The sequence below is a fragment of the Acidovorax sp. GW821-FHT10E03 genome (genome assembly GCF_059415205.1).
Genome location: NZ_JBWKMU010000012.1, coordinates 131,924 through 150,139, shown reverse-complemented (window position 1 = coordinate 150,139; position 18,216 = coordinate 131,924). Strand labels below are relative to the sequence as shown.

21 protein-coding genes and 1 tRNA gene are annotated in these 18,216 nt (G+C 65.8%); 3 read left to right on the top strand and 19 right to left on the bottom strand.

Annotated features, from left to right (window positions below; genetic code table 11):
* Positions 1-98: 98 nt before the first annotated feature.
* Positions 99-2,855, bottom strand: coding sequence for a preprotein translocase subunit SecA (gene secA, locus AC07OD_RS21160; protein WP_218340323.1), 2,757 nt, complete (start codon positions 2,853-2,855; stop codon positions 99-101).
* Positions 2,856-2,992: 137 nt separating this feature from the next.
* Positions 2,993-3,976: a M23 family metallopeptidase gene (locus AC07OD_RS21155; protein WP_370627804.1), complete on the bottom strand. Its 984-nt coding sequence runs from the start codon at positions 3,974-3,976 to the stop codon at positions 2,993-2,995.
* A 31-nt stretch (positions 3,977-4,007) separates the two neighbouring features.
* On the opposite strand from AC07OD_RS21155, the gene AC07OD_RS21150 reads away from it, so the two are divergent.
* The gene (locus tag AC07OD_RS21150) at positions 4,008-4,307 is read left to right on the top strand and encodes a hypothetical protein (protein WP_218293464.1); all 300 of its coding nucleotides are present in this window, start codon (positions 4,008-4,010) and stop codon (positions 4,305-4,307) included.
* A 45-nt stretch (positions 4,308-4,352) separates the two neighbouring features.
* On the opposite strand, the gene AC07OD_RS21145 is transcribed toward AC07OD_RS21150, so the two are convergent.
* The 6 genes from AC07OD_RS21145 to petA form a co-directional block, all read right to left on the bottom strand.
* A tRNA-Thr gene (locus AC07OD_RS21145) sits at positions 4,353-4,428 on the bottom strand.
* Between the two features lie 52 nt (positions 4,429-4,480).
* A complete protein-coding gene (locus tag AC07OD_RS21140) occupies positions 4,481-5,029 on the bottom strand; it encodes a ClpXP protease specificity-enhancing factor (RefSeq protein WP_218340325.1) in 549 nt (182 codons plus the stop codon).
* A gap of 51 nt (positions 5,030-5,080) precedes the next feature.
* Positions 5,081-5,692, bottom strand: coding sequence for a glutathione S-transferase N-terminal domain-containing protein (locus AC07OD_RS21135; protein WP_007854512.1), 612 nt, complete (start codon positions 5,690-5,692; stop codon positions 5,081-5,083).
* 111 nt (positions 5,693-5,803) lie between these two features.
* Entirely contained in the window at positions 5,804-6,565 is a 762-nt protein-coding gene (locus tag AC07OD_RS21130) for a cytochrome c1 (protein ID WP_218293462.1), read from the bottom strand.
* 17 nt (positions 6,566-6,582) lie between these two features.
* A complete protein-coding gene (locus AC07OD_RS21125; protein ID WP_494597949.1) occupies positions 6,583-7,995 on the bottom strand; it encodes a cytochrome b in 1,413 nt (470 codons plus the stop codon).
* Between the two features lie 14 nt (positions 7,996-8,009).
* Positions 8,010-8,609, bottom strand: a complete 600-nt coding sequence (gene petA / locus AC07OD_RS21120) for a ubiquinol-cytochrome c reductase iron-sulfur subunit (RefSeq protein ID WP_218293460.1) — start codon at positions 8,607-8,609, stop codon at positions 8,010-8,012.
* 145 nt (positions 8,610-8,754) lie between these two features.
* Here petA and mscL point away from each other — a divergent pair, with 145 nt between their 5' ends.
* The gene (gene mscL, locus AC07OD_RS21115; protein ID WP_218293459.1) at positions 8,755-9,183 is read left to right on the top strand and encodes a large conductance mechanosensitive channel protein MscL; all 429 of its coding nucleotides are present in this window, start codon (positions 8,755-8,757) and stop codon (positions 9,181-9,183) included.
* A 183-nt stretch (positions 9,184-9,366) separates the two neighbouring features.
* Here the strand turns inward: mscL and pdxA are convergent, their stop codons facing one another.
* Together pdxA and AC07OD_RS21105 are read right to left on the bottom strand one after the other, a co-directional pair.
* Positions 9,367-10,395 (bottom strand): 4-hydroxythreonine-4-phosphate dehydrogenase PdxA, encoded by a 1,029-nt coding sequence (pdxA, locus tag AC07OD_RS21110; protein WP_494597948.1) that lies wholly within the window; start codon positions 10,393-10,395, stop codon positions 9,367-9,369.
* 98 nt (positions 10,396-10,493) lie between these two features.
* A complete protein-coding gene (locus AC07OD_RS21105; RefSeq protein WP_494597947.1) occupies positions 10,494-11,261 on the bottom strand; it encodes a Nif3-like dinuclear metal center hexameric protein in 768 nt (255 codons plus the stop codon).
* A 138-nt stretch (positions 11,262-11,399) separates the two neighbouring features.
* Between AC07OD_RS21105 and AC07OD_RS21100 the strand changes: the two genes are divergently transcribed.
* Positions 11,400-12,542: a S1C family serine protease gene (locus AC07OD_RS21100; RefSeq protein WP_494597946.1), complete on the top strand. Its 1,143-nt coding sequence runs from the start codon at positions 11,400-11,402 to the stop codon at positions 12,540-12,542.
* Positions 12,543-12,818: 276 nt separating this feature from the next.
* Here AC07OD_RS21100 and tatC read toward each other — a convergent pair whose 3' ends face one another.
* The 9 genes from tatC to hisF all read right to left on the bottom strand — a co-directional run bounded on the left by tatC (position 12,819) and on the right by hisF (position 18,170).
* On the bottom strand, positions 12,819-13,616 hold the full coding sequence (gene tatC / locus AC07OD_RS21095; RefSeq protein ID WP_218293455.1) for a twin-arginine translocase subunit TatC: 798 nt from the start codon (positions 13,614-13,616) through the stop codon (positions 12,819-12,821).
* A 68-nt stretch (positions 13,617-13,684) separates the two neighbouring features.
* On the bottom strand, positions 13,685-14,149 hold the full coding sequence (gene tatB, locus AC07OD_RS21090; protein ID WP_218293454.1) for a Sec-independent protein translocase protein TatB: 465 nt from the start codon (positions 14,147-14,149) through the stop codon (positions 13,685-13,687).
* 44 nt (positions 14,150-14,193) lie between these two features.
* Positions 14,194-14,430, bottom strand: a complete 237-nt coding sequence (gene tatA, locus AC07OD_RS21085) for a Sec-independent protein translocase subunit TatA (protein WP_218293453.1) — start codon at positions 14,428-14,430, stop codon at positions 14,194-14,196.
* A gap of 106 nt (positions 14,431-14,536) precedes the next feature.
* A complete protein-coding gene (locus AC07OD_RS21080; protein ID WP_218293452.1) occupies positions 14,537-14,893 on the bottom strand; it encodes a histidine triad nucleotide-binding protein in 357 nt (118 codons plus the stop codon).
* Between the two features lie 162 nt (positions 14,894-15,055).
* On the bottom strand, positions 15,056-16,102 hold the full coding sequence (locus AC07OD_RS21075; RefSeq protein WP_492244184.1) for a patatin-like phospholipase family protein: 1,047 nt from the start codon (positions 16,100-16,102) through the stop codon (positions 15,056-15,058).
* A complete protein-coding gene (locus AC07OD_RS21070; protein WP_218293450.1) occupies positions 16,095-16,481 on the bottom strand; it encodes a DUF4870 family protein in 387 nt (128 codons plus the stop codon). Before AC07OD_RS21070 ends, AC07OD_RS21075 begins: the two co-directional genes overlap by 8 nt.
* A complete protein-coding gene (locus AC07OD_RS21065; RefSeq protein ID WP_218293449.1) occupies positions 16,478-16,852 on the bottom strand; it encodes a phosphoribosyl-ATP diphosphatase in 375 nt (124 codons plus the stop codon). Before AC07OD_RS21065 ends, AC07OD_RS21070 begins: the two co-directional genes overlap by 4 nt.
* Before the next feature lie 5 nt (positions 16,853-16,857).
* Positions 16,858-17,256 carry a phosphoribosyl-AMP cyclohydrolase gene (gene hisI / locus AC07OD_RS21060; protein ID WP_218294405.1) on the bottom strand — a complete coding sequence of 133 codons (399 nt, stop codon included), beginning with the start codon at positions 17,254-17,256 and terminating at the stop codon, positions 16,858-16,860.
* Positions 17,257-17,369: 113 nt separating this feature from the next.
* Entirely contained in the window at positions 17,370-18,170 is an 801-nt protein-coding gene (gene hisF, locus AC07OD_RS21055) for an imidazole glycerol phosphate synthase subunit HisF (RefSeq protein WP_218340328.1), read from the bottom strand.
* Positions 18,171-18,216: the final 46 nt, after the last annotated feature.

Below are 18,216 nucleotides of genomic sequence, written 5' to 3'. Positions count from 1 at the left end.
ACCGTGGCCTGCCAATGAAAACACGGGCCGAAGCCCGTGTCATGTAAATCCACAGGCGTGGTTTCAACGCCTGCACGCGGGGGCGGTGCCCCGGGGCCTCAGGCCAGCTTGCCGTGGCACTGCTTGTACTTCTTGCCGCTGCCACAAGGGCAGGGGTCGTTGCGGCCCACGCGCATGCCTTCGGGCAGGTTCAGGCCGTCGCCGGGCTGCGCGCCCGCGGTGGTCTCCACCTCCCCCGTTTCGGTGGGGGCGGTATAGGTCACGTTGGCAATGCTCTCGCCGCGGCTTTCCATGTCCTGCGCAGCCTGGTCGAGCTGGGCCTGCGACTGCACCTGCACGGTCATGAGGATCTTGGTGACCTCGTTCTTGACCTGGTCGATCAGCTGGCGGAACAGCTCGAACGCCTCCCGCTTGTACTCCTGCTTGGGCTGCTTTTGCGCGTACCCGCGCAGGTGGATGCCCTGGCGCAGGTAGTCCAGCGCGCTCAGATGGTCGCGCCAGTTGGAGTCAAAGCTCTGCAGCAGCACCATGCGCTCGAACTGGGTGAAGTTCTCGCGCCCGACCTGCTCCACCTTGCCGTCAAAGGAGGCATGGGCGGCCGCCAGAACCTTGTCCAGGATCTCGTCGTCGGTGATGGCGCTGGCACCCTGCACCTGCTGCTGCAGGGCAATGGACACCTGCCATTCGTCCACCAGCGCCTTCTCCAGCGCCGCGAGGTCCCATTGTTCTTCCACCGACTCGGCCGGCACGTACTGGCGCACCAGGTCGGTCATGCAGTCTTCGCGCATCGCGGCGATCACGTCCGACAGGTCGGATGCGTCCAGGATGTCATTGCGCTGCTGGTAGATCACCTTGCGCTGGTCATTGGCCACGTCGTCGTATTCCAGCAATTGCTTGCGGATGTCGAAGTTGCGGGCCTCGACCTTGCGCTGGGCCGATTCGATGCTGCGCGTCACGATGCCGGCCTCGATGGCCTCGCCATCGGGCATCTTCAGGCGGTCCATGATCGCCTTGACGCGGTCGCCCGCGAAGATGCGCATCAGCGAATCGTCCAGGCTCAGGTAAAAGCGCGAGGAACCGGGGTCGCCCTGGCGGCCCGAGCGGCCACGCAGCTGGTTGTCGATGCGGCGTGATTCGTGGCGCTCGGTGGCGATGATGCGCAGGCCGCCCAGTGCCTTGACCTTCTCGTGGTCGATCTTCCACTGCTCGCGCAAGGCGCTGACCTTGGCGGCGCGGTCGGCTTCGGACAGGCTTTCATCGGCTTCGATAGCCGCCACGTCCTTTTCGATGTTGCCGCCCAGCACGATGTCGGTACCACGGCCCGCCATGTTGGTGGCGATGGTGATCATGCCCTCGCGGCCGGCCTGGGCCACGATATCGGCCTCACGGGCGTGCTGCTTGGCGTTGAGCACCTGGTGCGGCAGGCCTTCCTTGTTCAGGAGCTGGTCGATGATCTCGGAGTTCTCGATCGACGTGGTGCCCACCAGCACCGGCTGGCCGCGCTCATGGCATTCGCGGATGTCCTTGATGGCCGCTTCGTACTTCTCGCGCGTGGTCTTGTACACGCGGTCGAGCTGGTCGTCCCGGCGGCTCGGGCGGTTCGGAGGGATCACGGTCGTTTCCAGGCCGTAGATCTCCTGGAACTCGTAGGCCTCGGTGTCGGCCGTGCCGGTCATGCCCGCGAGCTTGTTGTACAGGCGGAAGTAGTTCTGGAACGTGATGGAGGCCAGCGTCTGGTTCTCGGCCTGGATGTTCACGCCTTCCTTGGCCTCGACGGCCTGGTGCAGGCCTTCGCTCCAGCGGCGGCCCGACATCAGGCGGCCGGTGAACTCATCCACGATCACGATCTCGCCGTTCTGCACCACGTAGTGCTGGTCGCGGTGGTACAGGTGGTTGGCCCGGAGCGCCGCATACAGGTGGTGCATCAGCGTGATGTTGGCCGGGTCGTACACCGAGGCGCCCTCGGCGATCAGGCCGTGGCTGGCCAGGATGCGCTCGGCGCTCTCGTGACCCTGCTCGGTCAGGAACACCTGGTGGGTCTTTTCGTCCAGCGTGAAGTCGCCCGGCTTGGTCACGCCCTCGCCCGTGCGCGGATCGGCTTCGCCTTCCTGGCGCACCAGCAGCGGCACCACCTTGTTCATGGCGATATACATGGCCGTGTGGTCTTCGGCCTGGCCACTGATGATCAGGGGCGTGCGCGCCTCGTCGATCAGGATCGAGTCCACCTCGTCGACGATGGCGAAGTTCAGGCCCTGCTGCACGCGGTCCTGTGCTTCATAGACCATGTTGTCGCGCAGGTAGTCAAAGCCGTATTCGTTGTTCGTGCCGTAGGTGATGTCGGCGCGGTAGGCTTCCTGCTTTTGCTCGCGCGGCATGTTGGGCAGGTTGATGCCCACCGTGAGGCCCAGGAAGTTGTACAGCCGGCCCATCCATTGCGCGTCGCGGTTGGCCAGGTAGTCGTTCACGGTCACCACATGCACGCCCTTGCCCGACAAGGCATTGAGGTACACCGGCAAGGTCGCGGTGAGGGTCTTGCCCTCACCCGTGCGCATTTCGGAAATCTTGCCAAAGTGCAGCGCCATGCCGCCCAGCAATTGCACATCGAAGTGGCGCATCTTCATGATGCGCTTGGAGCCCTCGCGGACCACCGCGAAAGCCTCCGGGAGGATATCGTCCAGCGACTCGCCCTTGGCTACACGGTCCTTGAACTCCTGCGTCTTGGCGCGAAGCTGCTCGTCCGACAGCTTTTCGTAGTCGGGCTCCATCGCATTGATGCGGGTCACCGTCTTGCGGTACTGCTTGAGGAGCCGGTCATTGCGGCTGCCGAATAGTTTGGTGAGGAAGTTGGTGGCCATGCGAACAGGACCGCTTGCCCGCTGCAATCAGCGCGCCAAGCGACCGAAATCCCTAAGATGAATTGAGTTCAGGTGGGTCCATCGCCATGGATTGCAAGCTGCTTGCAATCCCGGGCCTGAACACCGGACCCGCGATTTTACCTGCCCGCTGCGGGCACGGCCGGCTGGCCGGGCGATGCGCGGGGCTGGACCGCCGCAACCTGCGCCGCGGGGCCCGCGCCGCCCGCGCTCAGAAACTTCTGCGGGTCCTGGAAAACACCCTGCACCAGCACCTCGAAATGCAGATGGGGGCCCGTGGAACGCCCCGTGGTCCCCACCTCCGCAATCTTCTGGCCACGGCGCACGATGTCCCCCTGCTTGACCAGGGTGCGCGATGCGTGGGCGTAGCGCGTGACCAGCTGGTTGCCGTGGTCCACCTCGATCATGTTGCCGTAGGCGGGGTGGTATTCCTGGGTCACCACCACGCCACCGGCAGCGGCCAGGATGGGCGTACCCGTATCGGCCTGGAAGTCGAGCCCCGTGTGCAGCGCCGACTGGCCCGTGATCGGGTCCACCCGCCAGCCAAAGGACGAGCCGGGCACGCGGCCGGTCACCGGCGCATGGGTGGGAATCATCTTCTTTCGGATGTGCTGGTCGAATAGGCGCGATTCGAGCACCGTCATCAGGTCCACCCGCTGGTTGGTCAGGCGCTCCAGCTCATCGAGCGTGGACTGCAGCTCCTCCATCGACAGATTGCGCGCGCTCACGAGCACGCCCCCCCGGGCATCCGATTTCTGGATATCGGAGGGCGCCATGCCCGCCAGGCCCAGCACGCGGTCGCCCAGCGATTCCAGCTGCACCATGCGGGCCTGCATCTCGCCGACACGGCGGGCCATCGCATCCAGGTTGGCGCGCATAAACCGGTCCCGCTCGGCAAACTCGTCCTTCACGACCAGCCGGACCAGCGAGCCCACGATCGGCCAACCTTCGCGCGCGCCCTTGAGGAAAACCCAGTGGTAGAGCGTCGCAGCCACCAGCATGAGGCACAGCGACACCGCCAGCCCGGCCAGGAGCAGGCGCGTGCCAGACAGGTGAATGGCCCGGCTGCGCGCCAGCCTGGCGTCCGTGATAATCAGATGCACTACGAATTCTCCACGCCCGAAGACGCACACCATGAACCGCCGCCACTACGCCGTCAGCCTGCAGCAGGCCAGCGAGGACTCTCCCACGCTGGCCAAGCTCACAGCGCTGACACGCGATTCCAGTGATCGGCTCAAGGCCATTGAAATGCTGATTCCTGCGGCGCTGCGTCCCACGGTCCAGGCGGGGCCCATCGATGGGGACTCCTGGTGCCTGCTCGTCAAGAGCAATGCCGCAGCGGCAAAAATACGCCAGCTGCTGCCTGCTCTGCAGGCGCATTTGCGCAGCCGGGGGTGGGAGGTTAACGCGATTCGCCTGAAAGTTCAAACCTGACGGCCTGCGCCAGGATCGGGGAATGCGTGAGAAACACCAGGGACATGGTGCCGGTTGTCGGAATCGAACTGACGACCTACCGCTTACAAGGCGGGTGCTCTACCAACTGAGCTAAACCGGCGAAGGCTGCATTTTATAGTGGAAAAAGCAGCCTCAAAAAAATGCTGGGGCCGTTATTTGACCCGCTTGAGAGAAGGCCGGGCACCACCCGCTGCCGGGGGAGGCCGCGGCGCGTCGCCGCCGTCGCCGTCCTTCTTGCCATCGTCGGAGGGCACCAGTTGGACCACGCGGTCCTCGGGAGCAGGCACAGCCCCGGCCGCCACCACATCCTGCGCCGATGGCAATGCCTCCGGCAGCGCTGGCGCCGCCGGGCCCGCACCGCTGCTGCCAGCGAGCACATCCACCGGGGGAGGAAACGCCATGCCCTGGCCGTTTTCACGGGCATAGATGGCGATGACCCGGCCCACGGGCACCAGGATCTCGCGCGGCTTGCCGCCGAAGCGGGCCTTGAACTCGATGAAATCGTTGCCCAGCTGCAAGGCGCTCGTCGCGTCAAAGCTGATGTTCAGGACGATCTCGCCATCCTTCACGTACTCGCGCGGCACTTGCACGGAATCGTCCACGCGCACGGCCACATAGGGCGTGAGCCCGTTGTCGGTGCACCACTCGTACAGGGCACGAATGAGGTACGGGCGCGTGGAGGTGGATTCCTGTGCGGTCATGAAGATGGGTGGCTGCTGCGGTAGATGAAGAGAAATTGGGCAGGCCGCAGATTACTTGCGCATGACCTTTTCGGACGGCGTCAGCGCTTCGATGTAGGCAGGGCGCGAGAAGATGCGCTCGGCGTACTTGAGCAGCGGCGCCGCGTTCTTGGACAGGTCGATGCCGTAGTAGTCCAGGCGCCACAGCAACGGGGCAATCGCCACGTCCAGCATGGAGAAGTTGTCGCCCAGCATGTACTTGTTCTTGAGGAACACGGGGGCCAGCTGCGTGAGACGGTCGCGGATGTGGGCGCGCGCCTTTTCCAGCGCCTTTTCGTTGCCCTTGGTGGCGCGCGACTCCAGGATGTTCACGTGCACGAACAGCTCCTTCTCGAAGTTGAGCAGGAACAGGCGCACGCGGGCGCGGTCGACCGGGTCGCCGGGCATCAGCTGGGGGTGCGGGAAGCGCTCGTCGATGTACTCATTGATGATGTTCGACTCGTACAGGATCAGGTCGCGCTCGACCAGGATGGGCACCTGGCCGTACGGGTTCATCACGCTGATGTCTTCGGGCTTGTTGTACAGGTCCACATCGCGGATTTCAAAGTCCATGCCTTTTTCGAACAGGACGAAGCGGCAGCGGTGGGAGAAGGGACAGGTCGTACCCGAATAAAGCACCATCATGGTGGGAGGCTCCTAAAAATCAAAAGAGTGGGACGCCAAAAGCGCCCACTCTGCAAACAATCCGGCGGCACCCCGAAGGGCGCCTTCTCATGGATCTACGGCTCGTGCTGCTTACTTCACATCCTTCCAGAAGGCTGCGTTCAGCCTCCAGGCGATGATGGTGAAGAAACCGAGGAAGATCAGCACCCACACCCCCACGCGCACGCGGGTGTTCTGGGCGGGCTCACCCATCCACTGCAGGTAGTTCACGAGGTCGCCCACGGTCTGGTCGAACTGCAGCGGGGTCATCGTGCCTGGCTTGACCTGCTCCCAGCCCTTGAACACCTGGGTCTTGTGGCCATGGCTCTCGTGCTCTTCGAACACGGGGCGGCGGTCGCCCTGCATTTCCCACAGCACATGGGGCATGCCCACGCTCGGGAAAGCCAGGTTGTTCCAGCCGGTGGCCTTGGTGTCGTCGCGGTAGAACGTGCGCAGGAAGGTGTAGAGGTAGTCGGCACCCGTGCCGCCGTGGCCGGCGCGCGAACGCGCGATCACGGTCAGGTCCGGCGGGTTGGCGCCGAACCATTCCTTGGCCTGCTTGGGATCGATGGACGCCTTCATGGTCTCGCCGACCTTGTCGGTCGTGAACAGCAGGTTGTCCTTGATCTGCTGCTCGGTCAGGCCGATGTCGCGCAGGCGGTTGAAGCGCATGAAGGCAGCCGAATGGCAGCTCAGGCAGTAGTTGACGAATACCTTGGCGCCGTTTTGCAGGGAGGCCAGGTCGTTGGTCTTGTTGGGCGCCTTGTCCCAGGCGATGGTGTCACCACCCGAGGCGTGGGCAGCACCGGCCGCCAGGCCCACCGCGGCGATCAGCGTGAGGATGAGTTTCTTCATTGTTGTTGTCTCCAGGCTCAGTGCGCCACAAAGGTCACGCGGTCGGGCACTGCCTTGGCCTGGCCAATGCGGCTCCACCAGGGCATCAGCAGGAAGAAGCCGAAGTAGAACAGCGTGCCCACTTGCGATACGCGTTCGCCGATGGGAGACGGGGGCTGCACGCCCAGGTAGCCCAGGATCAGGAAGATGATCACGAAGACGCCATACAGGTACTTGTGCCAGTCCGGACGGTAGCGGATCGACTTGACCGGGCTGTGGTCCAGCCAGGGCAGGAAGAACAGGATGACCACGGCACCGCCCATCACCACCACGCCCCAGAACTTGGCGTCGATGGACAGCATCATCGCGATCACGACCACAGCCGCACCCGCGATGCCCACCTTGATGAAGCTGGGCAGCTTCGCCTTGAGCACGCCAAAGCCCGCACCGGCCACCACGCACAGGACCAGCACGTACATCATTTCGGTGGTAATGGCACGCAGCATCGAATAGAACGGCGTGAAGTACCAGACCGGCGCGATGTGAGCGGGCGTCTTGAGCGGGTCCGCGGGGATGAAGTTGTTGTACTCGAGGAAGTAGCCGCCGAACTCGGGCGCGAAGAACACCACCGCCGTGAAGGCCATCAGGAACATGGACAAGGCAAAGATGTCATGCACCGTGTAGTAGGGATGGAAAGGCACGCCGTCGAGCGGCTTGCCATTGGCATCCTTGGGCGCCTTGGGGCCCTTGATTTCCACGCCGTCGGGATTGTTGGAACCCACATCGTGCAGCGCCAGCAAGTGCGCCACCACCAGGCCGAGCAGCACCAGCGGCACGGCGATCACGTGGAAGCTGAAGAAGCGGTTCAGCGTGGCGTCGCCCACCACGTAGTCGCCACGGATCAGCAGCGCGAGGTCAGGACCGATGAAAGGGATGGCCGCGAACAGGTTCACGATCACCTGGGCGCCCCAGTACGACATCTGGCCCCAGGGCAGCAGGTAGCCCATGAAGGCTTCCGCCATCAGGCACAGGAAGATGGCGCAGCCGAAGATCCAGACCAGCTCGCGCGGCTTGCGGTAGCTGCCGTAGATGAGGCCACGGAACATGTGCAGGTACACCACCACGAAGAACGCCGACGCGCCCGTGGAGTGCATGTAGCGGATCAGCCAGCCCCAGGGCACATCGCGCATGATGTACTCGACCGACGCGAACGCCAGGCTGGCATCGGGCTTGTAGTGCATGACCAGGAAGATGCCGGTCACGATCTGGATCACCAGCACGACCAGCGCCAGCGAGCCGAAGATGTACCAGAAGTTGAAGTTCTTCGGAGCGTAGTACTCCGACATGTGCACCTTGTAGGCGTCGAAAGCGGTCGGGAAGCGGTTCTCGAACCAGTTCGTGACCTTGGCGCCCGCCGAGGCGTTGGGAGAGATTTCCTTGAATTCAGCCATGTCGTCGTGCTCCTTCAAGCCTTCTTGTCTTCACCGATCAGCAGGCGCGTCTCGGTAAGGTACATGTGGGGGGGCACTTCGAGGTTGTCGGGTGCGGGCTTGTTCTTGAAGACGCGGCCGGCCATGTCGAACGTGGAGCCGTGGCAGGGGCACAGGAAACCGCCCTTCCAGTCGTCGGGCAGCGACGGCTGGGCGCCGGGCTGGAACTTGTCGGAGGGCGAGCAGCCCAGGTGCGAGCAGATGCCCACGCCCACGAAGATTTCCGGCTTGATGGAGCGGGCTTCGTTGCGCGCGTACTCGGGCGTGAGTTCGGAAGGCTTGCGTTCAGACTTGGGATCCGCGAGCTGGCCATCGAGCTTGGGCAGCTCGGCGAGCTGCTCGGGCGTACGCTTGATGATCCAGACGGGCTTGCCGCGCCACTCCACAGTGACTTTTTCTCCGGGCTTGAGGGCGGAAATATCCACCTCGACGGCAGCACCGGCGGCTTTGGCGCGCTCGGAGGGCTGAAAAGTACTCACGAAAGGTACGGCGGTTGCCACGCCGCCCACCGCACCAGCACAGCCGGACGCGATCAGCCACGTCCGTTTGCTGGAGTCGATTGGAGTGTCACTCATGGGGATCCTCGATGAACATCGCTAGATTGGGGTCAACCGCGAATTGTAGCGGAGTGAAAATGGTTATTTCAAAGTGAGGGACTGTCTTGACAGGCCACCGCTCCGGGCAATACTCCGGGATCGCCATTCACACAAGGAGCACAACATGGGGATGATGCAGGAGTTCAGGGAGTTCGCGGTCAAGGGCAATGTGATTGACCTCGCCGTGGGCGTCATCATTGGGGGGGCCTTCGGCAAGATCGTGGACTCGGTCGTGTCGGACCTGATCATGCCGGTGGTCGGGCTGGTGTTCGGCAAGCTCGATTTTTCCAACCTGTTCGTGGTGCTGGGCACGGTGCCGCCTGGCACCGCCATGACGCTGGACGCCCTCAAGAAGGCAGGCGTGCCGGTGTTTGCCTACGGCAACTTCCTGACCGTGGCCGTCAATTTCATCATTCTGGCGTTCATCATCTTCATGATGATCAAGCAGATCAACCGCCTCAAGCGCGAAGCCCCCGCTGCCCCCGAAGCCCCGGCCGCGCCACCGGAAGACATCGTGCTGCTGCGCGAGATCCGGGACAGCCTGAAGAGATAGCCCCCTGAGGCGCTGCGCGCCTCCCCACGAGGGACGCGCCCGGTGGCTTGGCAAAGCCGGCTCCACGGGTGCGCTGCCGTGAGGTGCGCCGGTTTCGCGGGTGGCGCTGGTTTGGTGCCACTCTCTCGGTTGCCATATAAAAAGTAGCACTCAGCGCTTTACCATCAAGCGCCAGCGTGCAATTCACTCACACAGCGCCCGCGCCATGCGCACCGCCTCGATGAGGCTCGCGGCGTCGGCCACGCCCTGCCCCGCGATGTCGAACGCCGTGCCATGGTCGGGGCTGGTACGCACCAGCGGCAGGCCCAGGGTCACGTTCACGCCCTTGTCCACGCCCAGGTACTTCACCGGGATGAGGCCCTGGTCGTGGTACATCGCGACAACCACGTCGAACTCGCCAGAGCGTGCGGGTGTGCTGCGCGCACGCATGAACACCGTGTCCGGCGCGAACGGGCCGTGCACGTCCAGGCCCTGCGCCCGCGCCGCGGCAATGGCCGGTGCAATCACCTCCACTTCCTCGCGCCCGAACAGCCCGCCCTCGCCCGCGTGGGGATTGAGCCCCGCCACCGCCATGCGCGGCGCGCGGCCCAGGCTGCGCGCCAATGCGGCGTGCGTGATCTGCAGGGTCTGCAGCACATTGCCTGGCGTGACCGCGTCGATCGCGTCGCGCAGCGACACGTGGATGCTGACCAGCACCGTGCGCAGCTCGTCGCTGGCGAGCATCATGCGCACGGGCATCTGCGCCAGTGCCACGCCCTGGTGCGCAGCGGCCTCGGCCTGCAGCAACTCGGTATGGCCCGGGAAAGCGACGCCGGCGGCCGACAGCGCCTCCTTGTGCAGCGGCGCCGTCACCAGGCCCGCCACCTCGCCCCGGAGCGCTGCCCGCGCGGCCCAGACCACGCTGTCGGCCGCCGCCCGCCCCGCCTCGGCGCTGATCCGCCCCCAGGGCTGCGGTCCCGGGATGCCGGGCAGGGCCAGCACCGGAATGCAGCGGGGAGGCATCGCCAGGGCCTGCGCCGCCGCCGCGATCTGCGCCACCGGCACGGCCGGAACGCCGGGGCGCACGATGGCCTGCGCCGCACGGCGCAGCGTGGCGACGTCGCCCACCACGAAACAGCCCTGCAGGTCCTGGGGCGCATCGCGGAAGGCCTTGGCGACAATCTCGGGGCCGATGCCTGCGGGATCGCCTTGGGTGATGGCCAGTGGTGTCATGGGGATGGAATGGAAATGGAATCAGCGTCCAGCGCCGGAGAGAAAAGCGCCAAATGCTATTGATTAAATAGCAATATCACCAAAAGGCTTCGCGGCCCTCAGGCCGGGTTGGGGATTTCGATGAACACATGCCCCAGGCCCAGCAGCCCGGACACGTGCGCGGCGACGGCCGGCGCTCCGTAGCGCTCGGTGGCGTGGTGCCCCGCCGCGATGAAACACACGCCCATCTCGCGTGCCAGATGGGCCTGGGGCTCCGAAATCTCCCCGGTGATGAAGGCATCCGCCCCCGCGGCAATCGCTGATTCGAAGTAGCCCTGGGCGCCGCCCGTGCACCAGGCCACGCGGCCCAGAGGCTGCTGCCGCTGCGCGCCCGCCGCCTCGGGCTGCACGAGGGTCACGGCCCGTCCCAGTGCCCGGGCCACGTGGTCGGCCAGCGCCTGGCCGTCGGCGAAGGCCGCCGGCGCGGAGAATCCCAGGTCCTGCTCCCCGAACCGCGCATCGGCGGCAAGGCCCAGCACGCGCCCCAGCTGGGCGTTGTTGCCCAGTTCGGCGTGCGCATCCAGCGGCAGGTGGTACGCGAACAGGTTGATGTCGTGCGCCAGCAGCAGCTGCAGCCGCTGCTTCATCCAGCCCGTCACCCGGCCGTCCTGGCCACGCCAGAACAGGCCATGGTGCACGAAGATGGCATCGGCCCGCTCGCGGATGGCCGCCTCGATCAGGGCGCGGCTGGCCGTCACGCCACTCACGATGCGGCGGACTTCGGCCTTGCCCTCGACCTGCAGGCCGTTAGGACCGTAGTCCTTGAAACGCTCGGGCTGCAGCAGGCTGTCGAAGGCCTGCAGAAGGTGGGTGCGTGAAATGCTCATGCGGCTATTGTCGCGCGCGCCGGCGGTCCCAGTTGGGGGACAATGTGCCCGCAGAGGCGGCCAGGGCCTGCCGTGCAGGCCGAAAGCCCCAGCCCCACACCCCCTTCCGCCCCATCCTCATCGGTACAGAAGAATTTCATGAAGCGCATCTGGTTGCTGTTTTCCCAGGCCGTGACGGTGTTCGTTGCCGCCTATTTCGTCGTCGCCACGCTGCAGCCGAGCTGGCTGGGCCGGGGTGCCACCACGCGCTCGGGCGCGGGCATCGCGCTGCTGGAGGCTCCCGCGACCACCGCCAGCCCGCAGCCAGCGGCGGGAAGCTTCAGCGCTGCCGCGCGCCAGGCCGCGCCCGCCGTGGTCAGCATCAATACCAGCAAGGCCGTGCGCCATCCGCGCAGCAACGACCCCTGGTTCCAGTTCTTCTTTGGCGACCAGGGCGCGCAGGCGCAGGCCGGGCTGGGCAGCGGCGTGATCGTGAGCCCCGACGGCTACATCCTGACCAACAACCACGTGGTGGAGGGCGCCGACGAGATCGAGGTGACGCTGACCGACAGCCGCCGCGCCCGCGCCCGCGTGATCGGCACCGACCCCGACACCGACCTGGCCATCCTCAAGATCGAACTCGACAAGCTGCCCGTCATCGTGCTGGGCAACTCGGACGTGCTCGCCGTGGGCGACCAGGTGCTGGCCATCGGCAACCCGTTCGGCGTGGGCCAGACGGTGACCAGCGGCATCGTGAGCGCGCTGGGCCGCACGCAGCTGGGCATCAACACCTTCGAGAACTTCATCCAGACCGACGCGGCCATCAACCCCGGCAACTCGGGCGGCGCGCTGGTGGACGTGAACGGCAACCTCATGGGCATCAACACCGCGATCTACTCGCGCTCGGGCGGCAGCATGGGCATCGGCTTTGCGATCCCCGTGTCCACCGCGCGGCTGGTGCTGGACGGCATCGTGAAGGACGGCCAGGTCACGCGCGGCTGGATCGGCGTGGAGCCCAACGAGCTCTCCCCCGAGCTGGCCGAGACCTTCGGCGTGAAGGCCACCGAAGGCGTGATCATCACCGGCGTGCTGCAGGACGGCCCTGCGGCCCAGGCCGGCATGCGGCCCGGCGACGTGATCGTGCGCGTGGATGGAAAAAACGTGGGCAATGTGTCCGAACTGCTGACCGCCGTGGCGGGGCTCAAGCCCGGAACCGTGGCCCCGTTCAAGGTGCAGCGCGGCGACAAGCTGGTGGAGCTGAGCATCAACCCTGGCGTGCGCCCAAAGCCGAGAAAGAGGTAACAAGCCCCGCGCCGCCGCGCGGCGCCCTCAACGGGGGCGCCGCGGACGGCCCGGCGAAACCCGCGTTCCATGGCCCCGGGCTGGCTGCGCGCCAGTTCCCACCGATGGCCACGCAGCTGCGGCCGCACTGCGGCGCACTATCAAAAAAATAGCTGCCAACGCTTGACGGACAAGCGCTGGCAGCTATTTTTATCTGGATATTCCTTGCGGAGCAGGAGGCCCGGGGCTCCCGGTGCAACCCCGCCTTCCAGCGCGCCACGGCGGCGCGCCGATCGATCAGGACGACGCGGAGGCGGATTCCTCGGTGTCCTCAGGCGCCTTGGTGTGCTTGATGAAGATCTGCGCGGCCCAGATGCCCACTTCGTACAGCAGGCACATGGGCACGGCCAGCGACAGCTGCGAGACCACGTCCGGCGGCGTGACGACGGCGGCGATCACGAACGCCAGCACGATGAAGTAGCCGCGGAACTCGCGCAGCTTCTGCACGCTCACGATGCCCATGCGGGCCAGCACCACCACGGCGATGGGCACCTCGAACGCCAGGCCGAACGCGAGGAACATCGACAGCACGAAGCTCAGGTAGGCTTCGATGTCTGGCGCGGCCGTGATGCTCTTGGGCGCGAAGCTCTGGATGAACGCAAACACCTGCCCGAACACGAGGTAGTAGCAGAACGCCACCCCGATGAAGAACAGCAGCGTGCTGGAGACCACCAGCGGCAGCACCAGCTTCTTCTCGTGCGAGTACAGGCCCGGCGCCACGAAGGCCCACACCTGCCACAGCACGAAGGGCAATGCCAGCAGGAAGGCCGACATCAGCAAAATCTTGAGCGGCACCATGAACGGCGAGATCACCGAGGTGGCGATCAGCGTGGCGCCCTTGGGCAGGTGGGCCACCAGCGGCGCCGCCAGGAAGTCGTACAGCGCGCCAGGGCCGGGAAAGAAGAACAGGATCGCCGCCGCGATGGCGATGGCAATGAGCGCCTTGACCAGCCGGTCGCGCAGCTCCATCAGGTGCTGCACGAAGGGCTGCTCGGTACCGGCCAGCTCGTCTTCTTTGGAGGGGGTTTCGGACATATTGGGTTTTCAGGGGCGTGGAGGCCGCCCATGCAGCGCGCACGGCACGCCGCGCCGCATCGTCGTCATCAATGGAATTTCTGGGGGCGGTAGCGCGCGACGCGCGCCGCGCCGGACTGCGCCTTCGTGCGCACGCCACTGCGGGACTTGTACCACTGGGGCACCGCGCCCCGCTTGAGGCGCCAGTTCTTGCCAGGGTGCTTGTAGGCCGGCACCACGGGCGCCTGCGGCTCGTGCAGGTCGGCGTTGCTGGTCTCCGTGGCCGAGGCCCAGTCCTTCTCGAACTCGCTGGCGCTGGTCTGGATGGAGTTGTGCACGTCGCGTGCGGCGGTCTCCACCGTGTCCTTCATTTTCTTGAGCTCATCGAGCTCCATGGACCGGTTCACCTCGGCCTTGACGTCGGACACGTAGCGCTGGGCCTTGCCCAGCAGCGTACCCACCGTGCGGGCCACGCGCGGGAGCTTCTCCGGCCCGATGACGATGAGTGCCACCGCGCCGATCAGCGCCATCTTGGACAGGCCAATATCAATCATGGGTCAGGCGAAAAGGCATGCGGGGGCCGGTGCGGACGGCGCGCTCAGCTCTTTTGCTTGGCTTCGACATCGATGGTGGTCTTGTCGGCCGCCGGGTTGTTGGCAACCTGGCCTGCGGGAGGGGTGGCGGGGGCATCGGCCGAACCGTCCTTCATGCCGTCCTTGAAGCCCTTGACGGCGCCCCCGAGGTCGGAGCCCATGTTCTTGAGCTTCTTGGTGCCGAACACCATGACAACGATCAGCAGCACGATCAGCCAGTGCCAGATGGAAAAAGAGCCCATGGAATATCTCCTAACGAATTGCAGTCATTTTAGACGGGGGCCGCGACCGAAGTCCGACGCCCTTGCCCGCCAGCGGGAAACTATCGGCACGCGCCGTCAGCCTGGTTCAGCCTTTGAGCCAAGGGCGGGGGCCGCCCATCACGTGAACATGCAGGTGGTGGATTTCCTGCCCGCCTTCAAGCCCCGTGTTTACCACGACGCGAAAGCCACCCTCGGGGTACGGGTTGCAGCCCTGCTCCAGGGCCAGCCGGGGCGCCAGCGCCATCATGCGCCCCAGAACTCCCGCATCGTCTGCGGTGACCTGCGCCATCGAAGGGACATGCCGCTTGGGCACCATCAGAAAGTGCACCGGCGCCCAGGGGTGGATGTCGTGGAAGGCGAAGATCTCCTCGTCTTCATAGACCTTCTTCGAAGGAATCTGGCCCGCGATGATCTTGCAGAAAAGGCAGTTCGGATCGTGCATGAGAAAAATGTCGGTACGAAGTTAACAGTTCACCGGGCGCTGCTCAACCCCAAGCCATTGCCACCGGCGCGCCCCAGGCCAGCGCCACCGTGGAACTGGCTCCGCCAGGCCACGGGTGGCGTCCCCCTGAGGGGGAAGGCGCCACAGGCGACACAGGAGGCTTCACGCATTGTCAGCGATCTTGATGGTCGGGCGCACGCCCACATCCTTGCGGTGCGCATGCAGCCATTCCTGTCCGGCCGTGCGGCCCAGGGCGAACAGCTTGCGCACGAAGGCCAGGTCCGCGCGCATCTTGCTGTCGGCGCCGAACGGGGCCAGCACCGAGCCGCCGTCGATGCGGTGCATGCGCACGCTCTTGTAGCGGCGCGGGTCGAGCTTGCCCTCGGCGAGCAGGCGGCGCACGAACTCGATGGCGCGCATCTCGGCCAGCAGGCTGGCGTTGAAGGTGACCTCGTTCATGCGTTCCATGATCTCGGCGCCGGAATGCGGCAGCTCCAGGTGCTCGATGGGGTTGATCTGCACGAGCAGGATGTCCGAGGCCTCGGTCTGGTAGATCAGCGGGTGCAGCGCGGGGTTGCCCGAGTAGCCGCCATCCCAGTAGTGCTGGCCGTCGATCTCCACGGCCTTGAACATCAGCGGCAGGCAGGCCGAGGCCATCACGGCATCGGCGCTGAGCCTGGAGCCCGAGAAGATCTCGCCCCGCCCCGTGCGCACGTTGGTGGCGCAGACGAACACCTTGGGCCCGCCCGCCGCGCTGCTGGCGCGCCGCGCGGTGCACAGCAGGTCGAAATCCACCTCGCGCTCCAGCAGGCGGCGCAGCGGGTTGATGTCCAGCGGGTTGGTCTGGTAGGGCGACAGCCACTGCCGCATCAGCCCCATCATGGGGTTGGCGGCCGACAGCGGCGAACCCCACATCAGGCTGCCCAGCGTGCCCACGCCTTCCCACAGGCGGGTGAGCGTCTCGCGCGCCTGCTGGCAGCCCGCCAGGTGGGCTTCGTGCGGGTCCTTGTGTTCGTGTGCGGCCTTGGCAAAGCCGTGTGCCAGGGCCACGGCGTTCATGGCACCGGCGCTGGTGCCGCTCACGCCCTCGAAGTGCCACTGCCCGTCCTCGAGCAGCGCATCCAGCACGCCCCAGGTCAGCGCGCCGTGCGAGCCGCCGCCCTGCAGGGCCAGGTTCAGGCGGGGGAGCGGCGCGCCAGGCTCAGGCATCCACGGCCTGGTTCTTGCTCATGGCCAGCATGCCGCGCACGATGCGGTACAGGAACCACAGCGAAATGACGCCCCAGGCGATCCAGCCCGGCGCGATCAGCAGCAGCCACAGCGGCGACGTGACCGCGTACAGCACGCCGGCCCACAGCACGGACCGGATGCGCCAGGAAAAATGGTTGGCCTGCCAGGTGCCTTCGGCATCTCCGCGCTTGACCAGATCCAGCACCAGCGCAATCAAGAGCAGCACCAGGCTGCCCTGCGCCCCCGGAAGGACGGCGCCCACCGCCACGATCAGGTGCAGCACATAGCTGACCCAGCCGATGTTCTTGAGGCCCTGCGCCTTCTGGCTGGTGGTCTGCACGTCGACGATATCGTTCATGGGGAACCCTCCTGGGTGGCGCGCGCAACGGCCTTGCGCAAGGCTTTTTCCTCGATGCCGCTGGTGCCCTCGCGGCGCTCCAGCTCGGCCAGCACGTCGGCGGGCGTGAGGCCATAGTGGGCCAGCGCCACCAGGGAGTGGAACCACAGGTCCGCCACCTCGTAGACGAGCTTGGACTTGTCGGCGCCGTGGTCCACGTCCTTGGCGGCCATGACGACCTCGGTGGCTTCCTCGCCGATCTTCTTCAGGAACGCGTCCGGCCCCTTGTGCAGCAGGCGCGAGACGTAGCTCTTCTCGGGATCGCCGCCGTTGGCCGGCTTGCGGCTTTCAATCACATCGGCCAGGCGTGCGAGGGAATCGTTGGAACTCATGGCTCTTACTTGTAGATGGATTCAGGGTCTTTCAAGACCGGATCGACCGCCTGCCAGGCGCCATCCTTGAGCACGCTGAAAAAGCAGCTGTGGCGGCCCGTGTGGCAGGCGATGCCGGGCTCGTGGCCCAGCTGGGTCACCTTGAGCAGCACCACGTCGTTGTCGCAGTCCAGGCGGATTTCATGCACCGTCTGCACGTGGCCGGACTCCTCGCCCTTGAACCACAGCTTGCCGCGCGAGCGGCTGAAATACACGGCGCGGCCGAGCTCCGCGGTTTTCTCCAGCGCCTCGCGGTTCATCCACGCAAACATCAGCACGTCGCCCGTGCCCTGCTCCTGCGCGATCACGGGCACCAGGCCCTGCGCATCCCATTTCACTTCGTTGAGCCAGTTCATGGGCGGGATTGTCGGCGATTTGGATCGCCGGGAACGTGCGTGCCCCCGGATTTACTCAGTCTTTTGGGCATCTGGCGCTTTTCCATCAAGCGCCGATAGCTATTCTTTTAATAGCAATTGCTTCACAGCCGCACGGGAATGCCGCGTTCGGCCATGCGCGCCTTGGCCTGGCCCACGGTGTATTCGCCGTAATGGAAGATGCTGGCCGCCAGCACCGCGTCGGCTCCACCGGTCTGGATGCCGTCGGCCAGGTGGTCGAGGTTGCCCACGCCGCCCGAGGCGATCACGGGCACGCCCACGGCGTCGCTCACGGCACGCGTGAGGGCGAGGTCGAAGCCGGACTTGGTGCCATCGCGGTCCATGCTGGTGAGCAGGATCTCGCCGGCGCCCCGGCGCGCCATCTCGGCGGCCCAGGCCACGGCGTCCAGGCCCGTGTTCTTGCGCCCGCCGTGGCTGTACACGTCCCAGCCCTCTCCCACGGCCCGGCCGTTGGGGCCGGTGCGCTGGGCGTCTTCTGGCGAGCGGCGCTTGGCATCGATGGCCACCACGATGCACTGCGCGCCGTACTTGGCCGAGACGGCGTCGATCACCTCGGGGTTGGCGATGGCGGCCGAGTTGAAGCTGGTTTTGTCGGCGCCCGCGTTGAGCAGGCGGCGCACGTCCTCGACCGTGCGCACGCCGCCGCCCACGGTGAGCGGGATGAACACCTGGCTGGCCACGGCCTCGATGATGGGCAGGATCAGGTCACGGCCATCGCTGGTGGCGGTGATGTCCAGGAAGGTGAGTTCGTCGGCGCCCTGCGCGTTGTAGCGCGCGGCGATCTCGACGGGGTCGCCCGCATCGCGCAGTTCGACGAAGTTGACGCCCTTGACCACGCGGCCTCCGGTGACGTCGAGGCAGGGGATGATGCGTTTGGCAAGCATGTCAGTCAGCGATTCGTGGATGGGGCGTTGCCGAGGCCAGCGGACG

Coding starts and splice junctions, on each gene's coding strand:
- secA (WP_218340323.1), bottom strand. CDS start 2,855: ATGGCCACCAACTTCCTCACCAAACTATTCGGCAGCCGCAATGACCGG.
- AC07OD_RS21150 (WP_218293464.1), top strand. CDS start 4,008: ATGAACCGCCGCCACTACGCCGTCAGCCTGCAGCAGGCCAGCGAGGAC.
- AC07OD_RS21140 (WP_218340325.1), bottom strand. CDS start 5,029: ATGACCGCACAGGAATCCACCTCCACGCGCCCGTACCTCATTCGTGCC.
- AC07OD_RS21135 (WP_007854512.1), bottom strand. CDS start 5,692: ATGATGGTGCTTTATTCGGGTACGACCTGTCCCTTCTCCCACCGCTGC.
- AC07OD_RS21130 (WP_218293462.1), bottom strand. CDS start 6,565: ATGAAGAAACTCATCCTCACGCTGATCGCCGCGGTGGGCCTGGCGGCC.
- AC07OD_RS21125 (WP_494597949.1), bottom strand. CDS start 7,995: ATGGCTGAATTCAAGGAAATCTCTCCCAACGCCTCGGCGGGCGCCAAG.
- petA (WP_218293460.1), bottom strand. CDS start 8,609: ATGAGTGACACTCCAATCGACTCCAGCAAACGGACGTGGCTGATCGCG.
- mscL (WP_218293459.1), top strand. CDS start 8,755: ATGGGGATGATGCAGGAGTTCAGGGAGTTCGCGGTCAAGGGCAATGTG.
- pdxA (WP_494597948.1), bottom strand. CDS start 10,395: ATGACACCACTGGCCATCACCCAAGGCGATCCCGCAGGCATCGGCCCC.
- AC07OD_RS21105 (WP_494597947.1), bottom strand. CDS start 11,261: ATGAGCATTTCACGCACCCACCTTCTGCAGGCCTTCGACAGCCTGCTG.
- AC07OD_RS21100 (WP_494597946.1), top strand. CDS start 11,400: ATGAAGCGCATCTGGTTGCTGTTTTCCCAGGCCGTGACGGTGTTCGTT.
- tatC (WP_218293455.1), bottom strand. CDS start 13,616: ATGTCCGAAACCCCCTCCAAAGAAGACGAGCTGGCCGGTACCGAGCAG.
- tatB (WP_218293454.1), bottom strand. CDS start 14,149: ATGATTGATATTGGCCTGTCCAAGATGGCGCTGATCGGCGCGGTGGCA.
- tatA (WP_218293453.1), bottom strand. CDS start 14,430: ATGGGCTCTTTTTCCATCTGGCACTGGCTGATCGTGCTGCTGATCGTT.
- AC07OD_RS21080 (WP_218293452.1), bottom strand. CDS start 14,893: ATGCACGATCCGAACTGCCTTTTCTGCAAGATCATCGCGGGCCAGATT.
- AC07OD_RS21075 (WP_492244184.1), bottom strand. CDS start 16,102: ATGCCTGAGCCTGGCGCGCCGCTCCCCCGCCTGAACCTGGCCCTGCAG.
- AC07OD_RS21070 (WP_218293450.1), bottom strand. CDS start 16,481: ATGAACGATATCGTCGACGTGCAGACCACCAGCCAGAAGGCGCAGGGC.
- AC07OD_RS21065 (WP_218293449.1), bottom strand. CDS start 16,852: ATGAGTTCCAACGATTCCCTCGCACGCCTGGCCGATGTGATTGAAAGC.
- hisF (WP_218340328.1), bottom strand. CDS start 18,170: ATGCTTGCCAAACGCATCATCCCCTGCCTCGACGTCACCGGAGGCCGC.